At 63.7% G+C, this 14,658-nt stretch carries 19 protein-coding genes and 1 pseudogene; 11 read left to right on the forward strand and 9 right to left on the reverse strand.

Annotation, left to right across the window (positions count from 1 at the left end; genetic code table 11):
* The first annotated feature begins 45 nt into the window (after window positions 1–45).
* Complete coding sequence (fdxA, locus tag Q8O80_RS02260) at window positions 46–384, forward strand: ferredoxin FdxA (RefSeq protein ID WP_305576480.1); 339 nt, start codon at window positions 46–48, stop codon at window positions 382–384.
* A gap of 26 nt (window positions 385–410) precedes the next feature.
* Here fdxA and Q8O80_RS02265 read toward each other — a convergent pair whose 3' ends face one another.
* Together Q8O80_RS02265 and rpmB are read right to left on the reverse strand one after the other, a co-directional pair.
* A complete protein-coding gene (locus Q8O80_RS02265) occupies window positions 411–1,046 on the reverse strand; it encodes a VUT family protein (protein WP_305576482.1) in 636 nt (211 codons plus the stop codon).
* Between the two features lie 124 nt (window positions 1,047–1,170).
* On the reverse strand, window positions 1,171–1,455 hold the full coding sequence (gene rpmB, locus Q8O80_RS02270) for a 50S ribosomal protein L28 (RefSeq protein ID WP_305576484.1): 285 nt from the start codon (window positions 1,453–1,455) through the stop codon (window positions 1,171–1,173).
* Window positions 1,456–1,672: 217 nt separating this feature from the next.
* On the opposite strand from rpmB, the gene Q8O80_RS02275 reads away from it, so the two are divergent.
* Window positions 1,673–2,455 carry a DUF3108 domain-containing protein gene (locus Q8O80_RS02275; protein WP_305576486.1) on the forward strand — a complete coding sequence of 261 codons (783 nt, stop codon included), beginning with the start codon at window positions 1,673–1,675 and terminating at the stop codon, window positions 2,453–2,455.
* Window positions 2,456–2,834: 379 nt separating this feature from the next.
* Here the strand turns inward: Q8O80_RS02275 and Q8O80_RS02280 are convergent, their stop codons facing one another.
* Window positions 2,835–3,566 (reverse strand): class I SAM-dependent methyltransferase, encoded by a 732-nt coding sequence (locus tag Q8O80_RS02280; protein WP_305576488.1) that lies wholly within the window; start codon window positions 3,564–3,566, stop codon window positions 2,835–2,837.
* Window positions 3,567–3,665: 99 nt separating this feature from the next.
* Here Q8O80_RS02280 and gloB point away from each other — a divergent pair, with 99 nt between their 5' ends.
* The 3 genes from gloB (at window position 3,666) to Q8O80_RS02295 (ending at window position 5,704) form a co-directional block, all read left to right on the forward strand.
* Window positions 3,666–4,439, forward strand: a complete 774-nt coding sequence (gene gloB, locus Q8O80_RS02285) for a hydroxyacylglutathione hydrolase (RefSeq protein WP_305576490.1) — start codon at window positions 3,666–3,668, stop codon at window positions 4,437–4,439.
* Between the two features lie 245 nt (window positions 4,440–4,684).
* Window positions 4,685–4,936 (forward strand): hypothetical protein, encoded by a 252-nt coding sequence (locus tag Q8O80_RS02290; protein ID WP_305576492.1) that lies wholly within the window; start codon window positions 4,685–4,687, stop codon window positions 4,934–4,936.
* A 120-nt stretch (window positions 4,937–5,056) separates the two neighbouring features.
* Window positions 5,057–5,704 (forward strand): DUF4389 domain-containing protein, encoded by a 648-nt coding sequence (locus Q8O80_RS02295; protein WP_305576494.1) that lies wholly within the window; start codon window positions 5,057–5,059, stop codon window positions 5,702–5,704.
* Window positions 5,705–5,722: 18 nt separating this feature from the next.
* Here Q8O80_RS02295 and Q8O80_RS02300 read toward each other — a convergent pair whose 3' ends face one another.
* The 4 genes from Q8O80_RS02300 to Q8O80_RS02315 form a co-directional block, all read right to left on the reverse strand.
* A complete protein-coding gene (locus Q8O80_RS02300) occupies window positions 5,723–6,172 on the reverse strand; it encodes a hypothetical protein (RefSeq protein WP_305576496.1) in 450 nt (149 codons plus the stop codon).
* Window positions 6,173–6,322: 150 nt separating this feature from the next.
* On the reverse strand, window positions 6,323–7,723 hold the full coding sequence (gene fumC / locus Q8O80_RS02305; protein WP_305576498.1) for a class II fumarate hydratase: 1,401 nt from the start codon (window positions 7,721–7,723) through the stop codon (window positions 6,323–6,325).
* Between the two features lie 126 nt (window positions 7,724–7,849).
* On the reverse strand, window positions 7,850–8,029 hold the full coding sequence (rpmF, locus tag Q8O80_RS02310; RefSeq protein ID WP_305576500.1) for a 50S ribosomal protein L32: 180 nt from the start codon (window positions 8,027–8,029) through the stop codon (window positions 7,850–7,852).
* Window positions 8,030–8,187: 158 nt separating this feature from the next.
* On the reverse strand, window positions 8,188–8,901 hold the full coding sequence (locus Q8O80_RS02315; RefSeq protein WP_305576502.1) for a transglycosylase domain-containing protein: 714 nt from the start codon (window positions 8,899–8,901) through the stop codon (window positions 8,188–8,190).
* A gap of 134 nt (window positions 8,902–9,035) precedes the next feature.
* Here Q8O80_RS02315 and Q8O80_RS02320 point away from each other — a divergent pair, with 134 nt between their 5' ends.
* The 4 genes from Q8O80_RS02320 to Q8O80_RS02335 all read left to right on the forward strand — a co-directional run bounded on the left by Q8O80_RS02320 (window position 9,036) and on the right by Q8O80_RS02335 (window position 11,489).
* Window positions 9,036–9,938 (forward strand): polyprenyl synthetase family protein, encoded by a 903-nt coding sequence (locus Q8O80_RS02320; protein WP_305576504.1) that lies wholly within the window; start codon window positions 9,036–9,038, stop codon window positions 9,936–9,938.
* Window positions 9,939–9,942: 4 nt separating this feature from the next.
* Window positions 9,943–10,581: an MOSC domain-containing protein gene (locus tag Q8O80_RS02325; RefSeq protein WP_305576506.1), complete on the forward strand. Its 639-nt coding sequence runs from the start codon at window positions 9,943–9,945 to the stop codon at window positions 10,579–10,581.
* 10 nt (window positions 10,582–10,591) lie between these two features.
* A complete protein-coding gene (locus Q8O80_RS02330; RefSeq protein ID WP_305576508.1) occupies window positions 10,592–11,059 on the forward strand; it encodes a YbaK/EbsC family protein in 468 nt (155 codons plus the stop codon).
* A gap of 70 nt (window positions 11,060–11,129) precedes the next feature.
* Window positions 11,130–11,489, forward strand: coding sequence for a hypothetical protein (locus Q8O80_RS02335; RefSeq protein WP_305576511.1), 360 nt, complete (start codon window positions 11,130–11,132; stop codon window positions 11,487–11,489).
* A 72-nt stretch (window positions 11,490–11,561) separates the two neighbouring features.
* Here Q8O80_RS02335 and ispG read toward each other — a convergent pair.
* Window positions 11,562–12,803, reverse strand: a pseudogene (gene ispG / locus Q8O80_RS02340) (flavodoxin-dependent (E)-4-hydroxy-3-methylbut-2-enyl-diphosphate synthase).
* 125 nt (window positions 12,804–12,928) lie between these two features.
* Here ispG and Q8O80_RS02345 point away from each other — a divergent pair.
* Together Q8O80_RS02345 and Q8O80_RS02350 are read left to right on the forward strand one after the other, a co-directional pair.
* Window positions 12,929–13,252, forward strand: a complete 324-nt coding sequence (locus tag Q8O80_RS02345) for a YkvA family protein (RefSeq protein ID WP_305576513.1) — start codon at window positions 12,929–12,931, stop codon at window positions 13,250–13,252.
* Window positions 13,253–13,353: 101 nt separating this feature from the next.
* The gene (locus Q8O80_RS02350; RefSeq protein ID WP_305576514.1) at window positions 13,354–14,523 is read left to right on the forward strand and encodes a GGDEF domain-containing protein; all 1,170 of its coding nucleotides are present in this window, start codon (window positions 13,354–13,356) and stop codon (window positions 14,521–14,523) included.
* 9 nt (window positions 14,524–14,532) lie between these two features.
* Here Q8O80_RS02350 and Q8O80_RS21495 read toward each other — a convergent pair.
* On the reverse strand, window positions 14,533–14,658 hold a 126-nt coding region (locus tag Q8O80_RS21495; RefSeq protein WP_371136078.1), incomplete at its 5' end, for a biotin/lipoyl-containing protein.

Raw genomic sequence — 14,658 nt, forward strand, 5'->3', positions numbered from 1 at the left:
GTTGCGCCGCCTGGCGCGCCGGCTTCTATGCGGGATTGCCCCTGGATGACCTACATCGTCACCGACAATTGCATCGTCTGCAAATACACCGACTGCGTTGAAGTCTGTCCCGTGGACTGCTTCTACGAAGGCGAGAACATGCTGGTGATCCATCCGGACGAGTGTATCGACTGCGGCGTGTGCGAACCCGAGTGCCCGGCCGAGGCCATCAGCCCTGACACCGAAAGCGGGCTCGACCACTGGCTGGAGATCAACACCAAATACGCCTCGATCTGGCCCAATCTCACCGAACGGCGCGATCCCATGCCCGAGGCCAAGGAGCGGGACGGCGAGACGGGCAAGTTTGAAAAATACTTCTCGGAAAAGCCCGGCGAAGGCGACTGATCGAGCTCAGCCGCCCCGCGGCAAGTTCAGACTGCCAAAGCGTCGCGGCCGGCCAGCCGGTCCCGCAGCGTCTTGTAGGGCACCAGCAGCAACACGGCGAGCACCAGCTTCACGGTGAAGTCGCCCAGGCCCAGTGACACCCACAACTCGACCTCGGGACCCACGCCCAGTAGCGGGGCCGGAAATGCCAGTGAACCATCCTCGCGGCCAAACAGGGTGTCGAGTACGCCGAACGGCGCGGCAAAGGCCAGCGAAAAGAAGATCACCGTATCCATTGCCGAGCCGAACAGCGATGACACCACCGGGGCCTTCCACCACGCACTGGTGCGCAGGCGGTTGAATATGGTGATGTCGAGCAATTGCGCCGTCAGGAACGCCGTGCCCGAGGCAATGGCGATGCGCGGCGTCGCCAGATAGATCGAGATCAGCACCGCAACCGCAAAACCGGCCAGCACCGCCTGCCGGGCCCGCGCCGGGCCAAAGCTGCGATTGGTCAGGTCGGTGACCAGAAAGGCGATTGGATAGGTAAAGGCCCCCCAGGTGAGAATGTCTCCCAGATGGATGGAGCCAAGCTGGAAATCGACGGGGAACTGGACCAGGAAATTGGAGGCCGCGACAACAACGACCATGGCGGCAATGGCCACCCAAAAGCGAGCAAGCATCAGAATGCACCTCTATGAGCCGCTCACTGGCAGTAGACCAGGGCGGGATGTGCCGAGATTGGCACAAAACAAAACCGCGCGGAGCTTAACCCCACGCGGTCAATTCGTCACCGGGACAGGTCGCTCAGGCAGCCAGAGCTGCGCGAACTTCCTTCTTGATGCCCTGAGCCAGCGTCGACAGCGTGTCGTCGTTCTGCTTGAGCAGGAAGGCATCCAGCCCGCCGCGGTGTTCAACCGAACGCAGGGCGTACGCACTGATGCGCAGCTTGACGGAGCGGTTCAACGCTTCCGACATCAGCGTCACTTTCACCAGGTTCGGAAGGAACCGGCGACGAGTGCGATTGAGAGCGTGCGAAACGTTGTTGCCAACCATAACGCCCTTGCCAGTAAGTTCACAGCGCCGTGCCATGGTCATGTATCCTGTTGCAAAAGGCCTCTCATGCGGGGATCGAGCCCCGCAACGGGCCTAGCTGTCCTGAAATCTGAGGGCTCTTTAGAGAATATGGGCGGCCCCGTCAAGACAAACGCCAGCTCAATCCAGCGCGAGCGGCTTGCGCCGGACCATTGCAGACGGCACTTTCAGACCTTAGTCCGATTCGCGCCGCCCATTGCAGAGACGCCCGACCTTGACCCAGCTCCGTTTCGCCGCCTTTGCCGCACTCGCCCTGTTCGCCAGCCTGCCCGCCAGCGCGGCCCCGGTCGAGGCCCGAGCCAGCTATATCCTGACCCTGGGCGGCATCAATATCGCCAGCATGGATGTCGATCTCAGGGATGACGACACCAGCTATAGTCTGGACCTGTCCGCCAATGTTGCGGGCATGGGCGCCATTGTCGCCAGCGGCACCGCCAAGGCCAGCGCCTCGGGCGTCTCGCGCGGGGGCAAGCTCGCCGCCCGTGCCTTCAGTCTGCAAACCCGCGCCCGTGGTGACAGTTTCGATGTCGCCGTCACCTTTGCCGGTGGCGATGTCGGCACCTTCAAGGTCGAGCCGCCCATCATCGACAATTATGACCGCGTGCCGCTCGAACGCAGCCATCTGAGCGGTGTCAGCGATTTTCTGTCGGCCTTTGTGTTCAAGGGCGGCTCGTTGGACGCCAGCCTGTGCGCGCGCAAGGTCGGCATCTTCACCGGCGTTGAACGCTTCAACCTGGCGATGGCCTTTGCCGGCACCGACGAGGCGACCTCCCCCCGCACCGGCTATCAGGGCCCGGTGGTACTGTGCTCGCTCGACTACATCCCCGTATCGGGCCATTTCACCACATCCGAAATCACCAATTATCTCGCCGATAGCGACCGCATCATCATCTGGTATGCCCCGCTCGGCCCCACCGGCTATTTCATCCCCTATCGGGTACTGCTGGGCACCAATATGGGCGATCTGTCCATGGTCCTGACCGGCATGCGCTTCTAGCGCCGCGTCCCGCTTCGGGACGGTCAATCGCTTTATTGCTAAGATGCAGCTTGCGGGCCCCCGATAGCGGGGCCCGAACTGTTAACGCGCTGTCACAATCAGGGCGGGGCGCCGGCAGGATCATCGCAAGCTTTGCGCCGATCGGACCAATCTTCATGCTTTGCTCATCAAGATGAACGTCATCTGCGTGATTTTGCCTGCCCCCGTGGCCACATCGCGCCGCTAGTGCCGCGCCCTGACCCACACCCCCAGATACAGTAGTGAACAAAGCCGGATTTTGACCCCAGACCTGATTCGACCTTGGTTCGTTCCCGCTTTGGTGCAGGCATGAACAGGCGCGCGCGCCGCAGCCGCCAAACGTGCCGAAATGGTACAGGCCTCACCCCTGCCGCGCGGTCGCTGCACTCATGCCCGGCACCCGGACGAATCGCTCCTCGCGCTGGCGACGCGGAATGGCCGGAAACGCCTGCTTGCGGGCGCGCACACAGATCACCCCGCTCATGGCCGGGCCAAACACCCGCCCCAGCCGCTCGAACAGCCGGGTGGATTTGAGCACGAACGAACTCTGGAACGGCGGCACGAACAGCCCGGCGCGCCAGGACACCGGCACAAAGCCATGCTCGCGCAGCAGCTTGTCGAGCTGGCCACCCGAATAGGGGCTGCCCTGCCCGAACGGGGTATTGTCGCGCTGGGCCCAGATGCCCCGCCGTCGCGGCACCACCAGAATCAGATCGCCATTGGGCGCGGTGATCCGCCACAATTCGCGCATCAGCTCCTCGGCATCGGCCACATGCTCGATGGCGTGAATGGCGATGGTCAGATCGATCGCCGCGTCGGTCAGCGGCATTTCCAGCGGATCGCACAGCACCGTGTGCGACGGCCCCTCGCGCGGCCAGGCCGAGGCCCCCTGCCGCGAGGGCATGAAGGCCAGTACCCGTTCAGCCTGATCGAGCGTGAAGCGCAGATAGGGGGTGGCAAAGCCCAGCCCCAGCACACGCTTGCCCTGCACATCATGGGCCAGCGCAACCACCTGCTCGCGCACCAGCGCCCGCGCGATCCGGCCCAGCGGCGAGCGATAAAAGCCAATCAGGCGTTGAACGTCAGCGGTCATGATCACAACTCTGCCGGTTTCGGCCCAACTTGTCTAATCGCTGGTTGTTATCTCGTCTCGCTCTCCCTAGCTTGCAGGCAATGGTGATGATGCGGAGTGATGGTTGTGACGGTGATTGTGGATGTGTTTGGCGCGCGCGACGATAACTTCGGCTATCTGGTGCACGATACCGCTACCGGGCGCACGGCAGCGATTGACGCCCCCGATGCCGCCGCCATCCGCAATGCCCTGCTGCAGCGCGGCTGGGATCTGAGCGACATCTTCGTCACCCACCACCATATCGACCATGTTGAGGCCATTCCCGAGCTCAAGGCCGAGTTTGGCGCCCGCGTGGTGGGGCCACGCGCCGAAGCCGACAAGATTGCCGACCTAGATGTCCTGGTGGGCGGCGGCGACACGGTAACGCTGGGCGAAACCAGCTTCGATGTTTACGACACGCCCGGCCACACGCTGGGCCACATCGTATTCCACGAGCCGGTCGGCAAGCATCTGTTCAGCGCCGATGCGTTGTTCTCGCTCGGCGTCGGCCGCATGTTCGAGGGCACGCCAGGGCCCATGTGGGAAGCGCTCAAGGTGTTGCGCGCCCTACCCGACGACACGCTGGTCTATTGCGGCCACGAATATACCGCCAGCAACGCCAAATTCGCGCTGTCGATTGATCCCGACAATGCCGCGCTGCAGCAGCGCGCCGCCGAGGTGGCCCAATTGCGGGCCGCCGGACGACCCACGATTCCCTTCGCGCTGGGTCAGGACAAGGCGGCCAATCCATTCCTGCGCGCCGATGACCCGGCTCTGGCCCGCCACTATGGCCTTGCGGGCGCCGATCCGGCCGAGGTGTTTGCCGCCATCCGCAAGGGCAAGGACAACTTCTAGCCCCAGCCCCAAAGCAGCATTGGTCAGGTTCAATCGGCGCCTTGCGGGCGCCGGTTTTCTAGTGCGCGACCCCAGCCGGACGCCGATCACCTCACTTTGATGTTAACTATGCCGCGTTTTACCGTCGTAATTGCTTAACAAAGCGTTACCATCTGGCACACCGATTGCTCTTAAAGGGATAGTGGGCCAGATAATGTGTCTCAGTTTGAGACAGCCTGGCCCGTTTCGAGACAAACGAGGCGAATATGGCCAGTAGTGAAACACCCCAGCCCGGCCTTCCCGTGACCACGCAGCCGGCCACCCCCCGTCCCTCGCTGGCGCGCAGCCAGACCGGGGCCGCCTTTGTCAGCCAGCTGCTGGCCGCCCGCGCCAACCTGCCCGCCCAGCGCCTGCGCCGCCGTGGCAGCAGCGAAGGCGCCATCGGCGCCTATGCCGACGGCGCCAAGGTCGCCGTCAAGCGCATGCCGGCGGGGTTTCGCAAGAGCGTGATGGCTTGACGGTGTCAATTCCCGGTCTGCGCACCAACAGCAAGCCCGCATGGGCGCTTGATCTGCGTCAAGTGCCGGCGTCGCGGCCCTGCTAGGGTAAGCTAGTTCACCTGACATATGAGGGCTGAAATGGTTGACGTGGCTTCTCCCGCTCCCCGCGCGGTCCGCCTGGACATCGACTATCCTGGCAAGATGGATCGGCTGTCCACCTTCTTTCGGCCGATCTGGGCCATTCCCATCCTGATCATTCTCGGGCTGCTATCGGGTGCCGGCAACAGCCGTTACGTCACAGAAGCGGGCCGGGTGGTCGAATCCAGCGCCGGCGGCATCACCGCTGGCCTGTTCGCGGCCACGCTGCTGATGCTCCTGTTCCGGCAACGCTATCCACGCTGGTGGTTCGATTTCGCCCTGGAGCTGGGCCGCTTCGGCGCGCGCGTGGCCAGCTACTTGCTGCTGCTGACGGACCGCTACCCGTCCACCACCGAGGCACAGTCGGTCCACCTCGACGTCGCCTATCCTGACGCCGAACATGATCTCAACCGCTGGCTGCCGCTGGTCAAATGGCTGCTCGCCCTGCCCCACTACATCGTCTTGCTCGTGCTCGGCGCAGCAGTCGTGCTGGTGACCATCATTGCCTGGTTCGCCATCCTGCTGACCGGCAGCTATCCGCGCGGCATGTTCGACTTCGTCGTCGGTGTCGGGCGCTGGGCGGTGCGGGTCTGGGCCTATGCCTTCCTGCTCGCCACCGATGACTATCCGCCCTTCAGCCTGCAATAGCGCCAGCGCACCGGCCCGCTAGTTCATCGTGACATCGCGGTGTGCGCTGGTGATTGACACCGTAAACCCGGCGACCACATCGATCAGCGCCATCACCATGAGCAGGAAGAACACCGAACTCGCGGCGGCCCCTACCAGCAGGAATTCGATCAGAAATGCCACGAACAGCACCATGGAGAGCATGTGCTCGGTGATGGAATTGCGCCCGCTATTGGTGGCTTTCAACACTTCGAAAAACAGCATGATGATGCCGATGACCAACAGGAAATCGCCGGCAGTGATCGCCCAGGGCGTGCCCGACACCATGGGGATGGTGAACAGGCCCTGGCCCCAGCCGAGCGGCGCGCCGGCATAGAACAGGAAGGCCACCACATTGTAGAGCACAAAGGGCACCACCAGCAGCGGCGGCACGAACCGCCCATTGCGGCGTGGCGAGCGATGGGTGGGCATGATCACGGTTTCGGTCATGGCAAGGGCCTCGGGTTGCGGACGTCAGCATGGCAGAGCCAGGTGACGCCGTGAAGCAAAACCAACGCGGGCCCGCCCTGCCCGCTCCCCTGAGTGGCCCGGGCCGGTCGTCCCCTCGCCCCCCAGGGAGAGAGGACGAACGACAAGCGGTTACGACTTCAGTTTGAGGGGACCGACCATTTGTTCGGGCTTCACTTCAGCGTCGAATTCTTCGCCGCTGAGCAGGCCCAGTGCGATGGCTTCTTCGCGCAGCGTCGTACCGTTCCGGTGCGCCGTCTTGGCGATCTTGGCGGCATTGTCATAGCCGATGCGCCGGTTGAGCGCGGTCACCAGCATCAGCGACTTGTCGACCAGTTCCTGAATGCGCGCGCGATCGGGCTCGATGCCGACCGCGCAATGGTCGTTGAATGACTGGGCCGCATCGGCCAGCAGCCGCACCGACTGCAGGAAATTATAGGCAATCACCGGCTTGAACACGTTGAGCTCAAAATTGCCCTGACTGGCGGCAAAGCCGATCGCCGCATCATTGCCCATCACCTGGGCCGCCACCATGGTCATGGCTTCCGACTGGGTCGGATTGACCTTGCCCGGCATGATCGAGCTGCCCGGCTCGTTCTCCGGAATGGTCAGCTCGCCCAGCCCCGAACGCGGGCCGGAGGCCAGCCAGCGCACGTCATTGGCAATCTTCATGAAGGCGACGGCAAGCTGCTTGAGCGCCCCCGAAGAGCCCACAAAGGCATCGTGGCCGGCCAGCAGCGCGAACTTGTTGGGACCGGTCACGAAATCACGCCCGGTCAGCGTGGCGATCTCCTCGGCCACCGCAACGGCGTAATCGGGATGGGCATTGAGCCCGGTGCCGACCGCTGTTCCACCCAGCGCCAGTTCCTTGAGCTGGGGCAGCGTCGCCTTGATATTGGCCAGTGCATAGTCGATCTGCGCCACCCAGCCGGAAATCTCCTGGCCCAGCGTCAACGGCGTCGCATCCTGCAAATGGGTGCGGCCGATCTTGACCACGTCCATATAGGCTTCCGCCTTGGCCGCCAGCGTGTCGCGCAGCAGCATGACGCGCTTGAACAGATAGCCTTCAATGGCCTCGACCGCCGCAATGTGCATGGCGGTGGGATAGGTATCGTTGGACGACTGGCTCATATTGACGTGGTCATTGGGGTGCACGGGCGTTTTCGAGCCCATGGTGCCGCCGGCCAGTTCGATGCCGCGATTGGAGATCACCTCGTTGACGTTCATGTTGGACTGGGTGCCCGAGCCGGTCTGCCACACCACCAGCGGGAAATGCGCTGCCAGCTTGCCGGCAATCACTTCATCGGCCGCCGCGACGATCAGGTCGCGCGTGGTCTCATCAAGCAGGCCCAGCTTGTGATTGGCCAGCGCCGCGGCCTTTTTCAGAACGCCGAAGGCGGTGATGATCTCGCGCGGCATCTTTTCGCCGCCAATGTCGAAATTGGCCAGGCTGCGCGCGGTCTGGGCGCCATAATATTTGTCGGCGGGCACATTGATGGTGCCCATGGTGTCCGATTCAACGCGCATCGTCATGGCAATCTCCGGGAATTGGGGCCGCGCCGAACCGCGGCAAGGCAAAGAAAAACGGCCGACCCCGTCAGAGGGTCGACCGTTGGCATATCAGAAGGGAGCGCATCGCGCTGCCAGACTCAAGAACTACTACTTCTTGACTTCAAAAACTTGACGACCGCGATACATGCCGGACTTGAGGTCGACGTGATGCGGGCGACGCAGCTCGCCCGAATCCTTGTCTTCGACATAGGTGGGGGCGGACAGAGCGTCATGCGAACGGCGGAAGCCGCGCTTCATCGGCGAGGTCTTGCGTTTTGGCACTGCCATGATCGGTACTCCGAATTCAATATCGTTGCGCCGCCAGAGCGGCCCAGAGACTTATCTCTGATGGGGTTGCTGGGCTCTATAGAGGAACTCCGAGCCCTTGGCTAGAGGCTTGATGCTGACTCTGGCCAACAAATCCAGCACCGCCCAAAGCCGCCAGGCTAGAGCGCCAGCTGGCCATTCCTGCCGACGCAATTGGCCCGCTCTCCGTAGTCCTGTACCCGGCGCGCGATGATCCCGGCAATCCGCACCATGCCCGCCGAGGGCCGCCCCGGCTGACGCAGCATGGGATTGGGCAGCGCGGTGACCAGCAGCGTTGCGGTGCGCCAGTCCAGATCTTGTGGTTCAATGCCAAAGGCCCGCTCAGCCCCCGCCGCAATGCCGAACTGGCCCTCGGGGCCCCATTCGGCAATGTTGAGGTAGATCTCCATGATGCGTTTTTTCGGCAGCACCAGATCGATATAGACCGCCAGCGGCACCTCGAGCGCCTTGCGCAACACACTTTGCCCATTCCACAGGAACAGATTGCGCGCCACCTGCATGGTGATGGTGGAGGCGCCGCGCGCATCCTCGCCCGCCATGAAACGGGCCACCTCATCGCGCAGCGCTGCCACATCAACCCCCCAATGGCGGCAGAACTGCCCGTCTTCCGACAGCACCACCGCCGCCTTGAGCCGGTCGGAAATGTCGTCGATAGACCGCCATTGCCGCTCCATCGGCCGGCCGGTGAGCAGGCGCGACAGCATGGGTACCGAGACAGGATTCACCACCAGATAGAGCGGGGTGAGCACTGCGGGCACGGCCATGACGAGGGCCAGCGCCATGCCCAGATTGCGCAACAGCGCCCAGATGCCGGTGAGTTTGCGTCGTGCCATGGCCTTTCCATAGCCATCCCGACCGGTACACGGAAGGCACAAAGGTGCGGTTTTGCCCATCGGCATGCGCTTGTGGCGCCTTGCCCCGCTACGATGGCTTGCCGCCCCGCCACCAAACCGGCTAGCAACAGATCATGTATGATTTTTCTGCCGATATGCGCGATTGCGCTACCGAGATTGAGGTGGCGCTGGGCAATCTGCTCAGTACCGCCAAACTGTCTGGCCCCGGCCCTGCCGCCGAGCGGCTGGTCGCTGCCATGCGCCATGGCAGCCTTGCCGGTGGCAAGCGCCTGCGCCCCCTGCTGGTGCGCCAGGCCGCCGCCATCTTCGCCGTACCTACCGCCAGGGCGCTGACCGCCGGGCTCGCCGTTGAACTGGTCCACTGCTATTCGCTGATCCATGACGATCTGCCGGCCATGGACGATGACGATCTGCGCCGCGGTCGGCCCACCGTGCACAAGGCGTTTGACGAGGCCACCGCCATCCTGGCCGGCGACGCCTTGCTTACCGAAGCCTTTGCCCTGCTGGCCGCGCCCGACTGTCACCCCGATCCGGCCATCCGCATTGCCCTGGTCGCCGAACTGGCCCGCGGCGCCGGTGGTGGTGGCATGGTGGGCGGCCAGATGCGCGACATCGAGGGCGAACAGGGCGGCTTTTCCGGCGACGACATTTCCACCATGCAGGCCATGAAGACCGGCGCGCTGATCCGCGCCAGCGTGCGCATGGGCGCCCTGTTGGGTGGCGCCGATGCAAGGGGGCTGGCCGTGTTGACCGCCTATGCCGAGGCCGCCGGGCGGGCCTTCCAGCTGGCCGACGATATTCTGGACGTCACCGCCTCGGCGGCCGCCATGGGCAAGGCCACGGGCAAGGATGCCGAGATGGGCAAGCAGACCCTGGTTACCACGCTGGGCGTTGAGGGGGCCCGCCAGCACTTGAACGAAACCGTCAGCACGGCGTTGTCAGCCCTGCGCACCTTCGGCCCCAAGGCCGACGGATTGCGCGCCACCGCGCGCTATTTCGCCAGTCGGGAGCACTAGAGCCTTGGCCATCCTTTCCAGCGTCAATATCGGTCAGGCCGAGCCCATTCCGGGCAAGAAAACCGCCCAGACCGGCATCTTCAAGCGCCCCGTTGCGGGCGAAGTGGAACTGACCCGCGAAGGTCTCGCCGGCGACGCCATTCTCGACCGGCGTCATCACGGCGGCAAGGATCAGGCGGTCTATCTCTATTTCGCCGATGACTATGCCTGGTGGTCCACCACACTCGGGGCCGAAATCGACCCCGGGGTGTTTGGCGAGAACCTGACCATTGGCGGCGTCGAGGGCCGCAACGTCGCCATTGGCGACCGCTTCATCATCGATGAGGTGGTGCTCGAAGTCACCTCGCACCGCACCCCCTGCCTGACCCTGGCTGCCCGCATGGGCGACCCGAAATTTGCCAAGCGCTTTCACCAGGCCGGCCGGCCCGGCGCCTATTGCCGGGTGCTCAAGCCCGGGACCGTGCATAGCGGTGAACCGGTGCGGCACGAACCCTTTGCGGGCGAGCGCATCACCGTGGCCGAGCTGATGGCGCTCGACGGGGTGCGCGAACTCGACCCCGATTTCATGCGGCGCGCCCTCAAGGCGCCGCTGCACCACAAAACCCGCGAGGACTATCAACACCGCCTCGCCCGCCTGTTCTGAGAGTATTCCGATGAGCCTGCAGTCCGTTCAAGCCGATCTCGCCGCCCGCGCCCCTGAGCTCGTGGTGGAAGTCACCGCCGATTCCACCGCCACCGTGCAGACCGCGGCGCTGGTGCATGGCGTCGAACCCGGCCAGATCGCCAAGACCCTGTGCATCCGCGTCGGTGGCGAAGTGCTGCTCCTGGTGACGCGCGGCGATGCCCGGCTCGACAACCAGAAATCCAAGGCCGCCTTTGGTGGCCGCCCGCGCATGCTGGGCGCCGAAGAGGTCGCGCAACTGACCAGCCACGAGGTCGGCGGCGTCTGTCCCTTTGGCCTGCCCGCCGCCCTGCCGATCTGGCTCGATACATCGCTGCAGATTTATGATCTGGTGATCCCGGCCGGCGGCGATACCCATGCCTCGGTCCGCGTCTCGGTCAACCGGCTCGCCGAACTGTGCGGCAATCGCTGGGTCGATGCGTGCCAACCGCCGCTCTAGGTTTTTGATTGGTCGCGTTTTCGAACCGCACAGTGAAGTCACTTCTGCAGAAAACGCTTAGGAGTCTGCCATGCTGATCATTCTGATTTTCATCACCGTCATCAGCGCCCTCGTGACCACCGGCTTTTCGCTGGCCGCCCTGTTCTTTCCCGGCCTGATCGTGCGCGATGGCGAGGCCACGCCCACCGCAAGGGTATTTGCGCTCTATGGCCTGGCCCGCTCGGTGGCCTTGCTGCTGGTGGTGCTGTGGGCCGCCTTCCGCGCCGACGCCACCGCATTGATCTGGCTGGGCACGCTGGCCGGCATCATCCTGCTCGCCGACGCTGCCGTGGGCACCCAGACCGGCGACAAGCTGAAAATCTGGGCCCCGCTCGGCCTGGGCCTGGCCCAATTGCTGGTGGTCGTGCTGGCGATGTGGTTCGTCGCGTAAGTCGCGCGAACCTTTGTCGCGGGCAGGTCATTGGAACGGCGGGGCCGGGAGAACCAGCCCCACCACGCAAACCTACTCCGCCGCGTCCCGCTTGCCGGCGCCGAACTTCTTTTCGATATAGTCCGCCACCATCAGCTTGAACTGCTCGGCCACATCGGCGCCGCGCAATGTGGCGACCTTCTGGCCATCGACAAACACCGGCGCGGCCGGGGTTTCGCCGGTGCCGGGCAGGGAAATGCCGATATTGGCGTGCTTGCTCTCACCCGGCCCGTTGACGATGCAGCCCATCACCGCCACCGACAGCGTTTCGACGCCCGGATAGCGTTCTTTCCATTCCGGCATCGAGCGCGACAGATGTTCCTCGATGTCCTGGGCCAGCGTCTGGAACGTCGTCGAGGTGGTGCGGCCACAGCCGGGGCACGCCGCCACTGTCGGCACGAACTGGCGGAAGCCCATGGTCTGCAGCAATTCGCGCGCCACCTTGACCTCGGTGGTGCGATCACCACCCGGCTCGGGGGTCAGCGAAATGCGGATGGTGTCGCCAATGCCCTGCTGCAGCAAGATGCCCAGCGCCGCCGATGACGCCACCACGCCCTTGGTGCCCATGCCCGCCTCGGTGAGGCCGAGATGCAGCGCATAATCGCAGCGCGCCGCCAGATCCTGATAGACCGCGATCAGATGCTGCACGTCCGATACCTTGGTGGAGAGGATGATCTTGTCGCGCCCCAAACCGATCTCCTCGGCCCGTTGCGCGCTCAGCAGCGCCGACTGGATGATCGCCTCGCGCTGCACTGCAGCGGCGCCCAGCGGACTGCCGGCAGCAGCGTTTTCATCCATCAGTCGTGTCAGCAGCTCCTCGTCGAGCGACCCCCAGTTCACCCCGATGCGCACCGGCTTGTCATATTTCAGCGCCAGCTCGATCAGCGTCGAAAACTGCGTGTCGCGCTTGGCCTTGAAGCCGACATTGCCCGGATTGATGCGTTATTTGGCCAGCGCCTCGGCGCAGGCCGGATGATCGGTGAGCAGCTTGTGGCCAATATAGTGGAAATCCCCCACCAGCGGCACGTCATAGCCCAGCACGGCCAGGCGATCGCGGATGATCGGCACGGCGGCCGCCGCCTCGTCGCGATCCACCGTGATACGGACGATTTCCGAGCCGGCCCGCGCCAGCGCCATCACCTGGCGTACTGTCGCCTCGATATCGGCGGTATCGGTATTGGTCATCGATTGTACGACAATGGGGGCGCCGCCGCCCACCATTACGCCGCCGACATTCACACCCACCGCCTGCCTGCGCATCGCCGGACCAGCCATCAAACACCTCACTCGTTCGCGCACAGAAATAGGCCCATGATGATGACGGCGCAATGTCTGTCGAATGTGTTCGTCAGAAGAGCCTGTGCCCTTGAACCAAGCCAGGGCGTGCCCATTTATACTGCATGATCAAAACGCTCCTCCCCCGCATCGTTCTGTTTCGCAAGGAAGTTGTGCTGCTCTGGCAGGCGTTCTTTGCCCCCGAAACGCCGTTTTACCTGAAGGCTGCGACGGCGTTTACCGCCTTCTACCTGCTCAATCCGTTTGACCTCATCCCCGATGTCATCCCGGTGCTGGGCTGGGTCGATGACTTGATCCTGGTGCCCCTGATGGTCAGTTGGATCGTCAGTCGGCTGCCGGTAAAGGCCAAGGCCGACCACCGCGAGCGCAATGATCGTCGCGGCGACGCTGCTGGCCCGACCATCGATGGCCGCGCGCGTCGCCTCTAGGCTGAATCACCTGTGCCGATAAGATTTTAGCGGCTTTTATGTCATATCGTTAGATGAGAAGGACTACCGTTCGGCAGTCCCTTGCAAAATCGACGATCCCCATGAACGAAACAATACCGCGGCTGGTCCTCAATCTGATTGGTCCGGGCACGATATCGGTGTTTGGCCTGGGGTTTGTGGGCGCCTGGCTGATCGACCGCAAACGGGTTTACCTGCTGGCTCTTGCCACTGCCTGCCTGATGTTCGGCACTGGCATGGTGGTGCAGGTGTTTCACCTGCCCCCCGACTTTGCCATCAATGCGCTGGTCAGCAATCTCTGCTACACCATAGCCGTCCTGATGGTTTCCCATGGCCTGTTGCGGCGATCCGGCGGCGCGCTTGCGCCATGGTTCGCTGCTGTCACCCTGGCGTTGACCAGCGGACTGATCGCCTATTTTTGCTATGTCGACCGGGACGTGCAGGCGCGCATCTACGTGCAGAATTTCGGCTTCGGCGCAATCCTGCTGCTCACCGCCATCCAGCTGCGGTCTCTGGTTCATGGCCGCCTGATCGACCGGGTTCTGTTCTGGACCCTGCTCGTCTTTTCAGTGCAGTTCTTCCCGCGCACCCTGCTGACCGCGGCAAGCATGCGACAGGGCGCCGATCCAGCTGGCTTTGGTCAGTCCATGTTCTGGCAGGCCCTGCAACTGTCCCTTGCCGTGCTTGGCGCGGCGCTGGCCCTGACCATGCTGATCGCCGCATTGACCGATGTCATCGAAGACATGCGGCACGAACGCGATATCGATGAGCTCACCGGCGTGCGCAACCGGCGCGGCTTCGAGCAATTGGCCGAACGCCTCCTCAGCCGCACCGGCGCGTCGGCACCCAGTCTGATCATTGCCGATATCGACCACTTCAAGCAGATCAATGACGGCTATGGACACGCGTTGGGCGACGCGGTTCTGCACAGATTCGGCACCATGCTGGCCACCAGTGTCCGCGGCTCGGACGTCGTCTTCCGGATCGGTGGCGAGGAGTTCGCCATTCTGCTGCCCGAGGAGGACGGCAAAGCCGGCGAGCTCATCGCCCGGCTGCAGAACAACATCGCCCAGACCGACTTTGCCCTGCCCGACAGCGCGCAAACCATCACGGCAAGCTTCGGGGTCGCCGTCGCATTGCCCGGCGAATCCCGGCAATCCTGGTATGCGCGCGCCGACAAGGCGCTTTATGCCGCCAAGCACCAGGGCCGGGACCGCGCCATATTTGCCGGACCGGCGGCGGCGCTGACCTGACTCCGCCGGCTATTCAAATCTTACCAGCAGATCCTTGGCGTCGATCTGATCGCCCGGCTTGACCAGCACTTCGGCAATCACCCCGTCGATTTCGGCATGGATGGCGGTTTCCATCTTCATCGCCTCGATCGAGCA

It is taken from the genome of Devosia sp., from assembly GCF_030689745.1.
Taxonomy (GTDB): domain Bacteria; phylum Pseudomonadota; class Alphaproteobacteria; order Rhizobiales; family Devosiaceae; genus Devosia; species Devosia alba.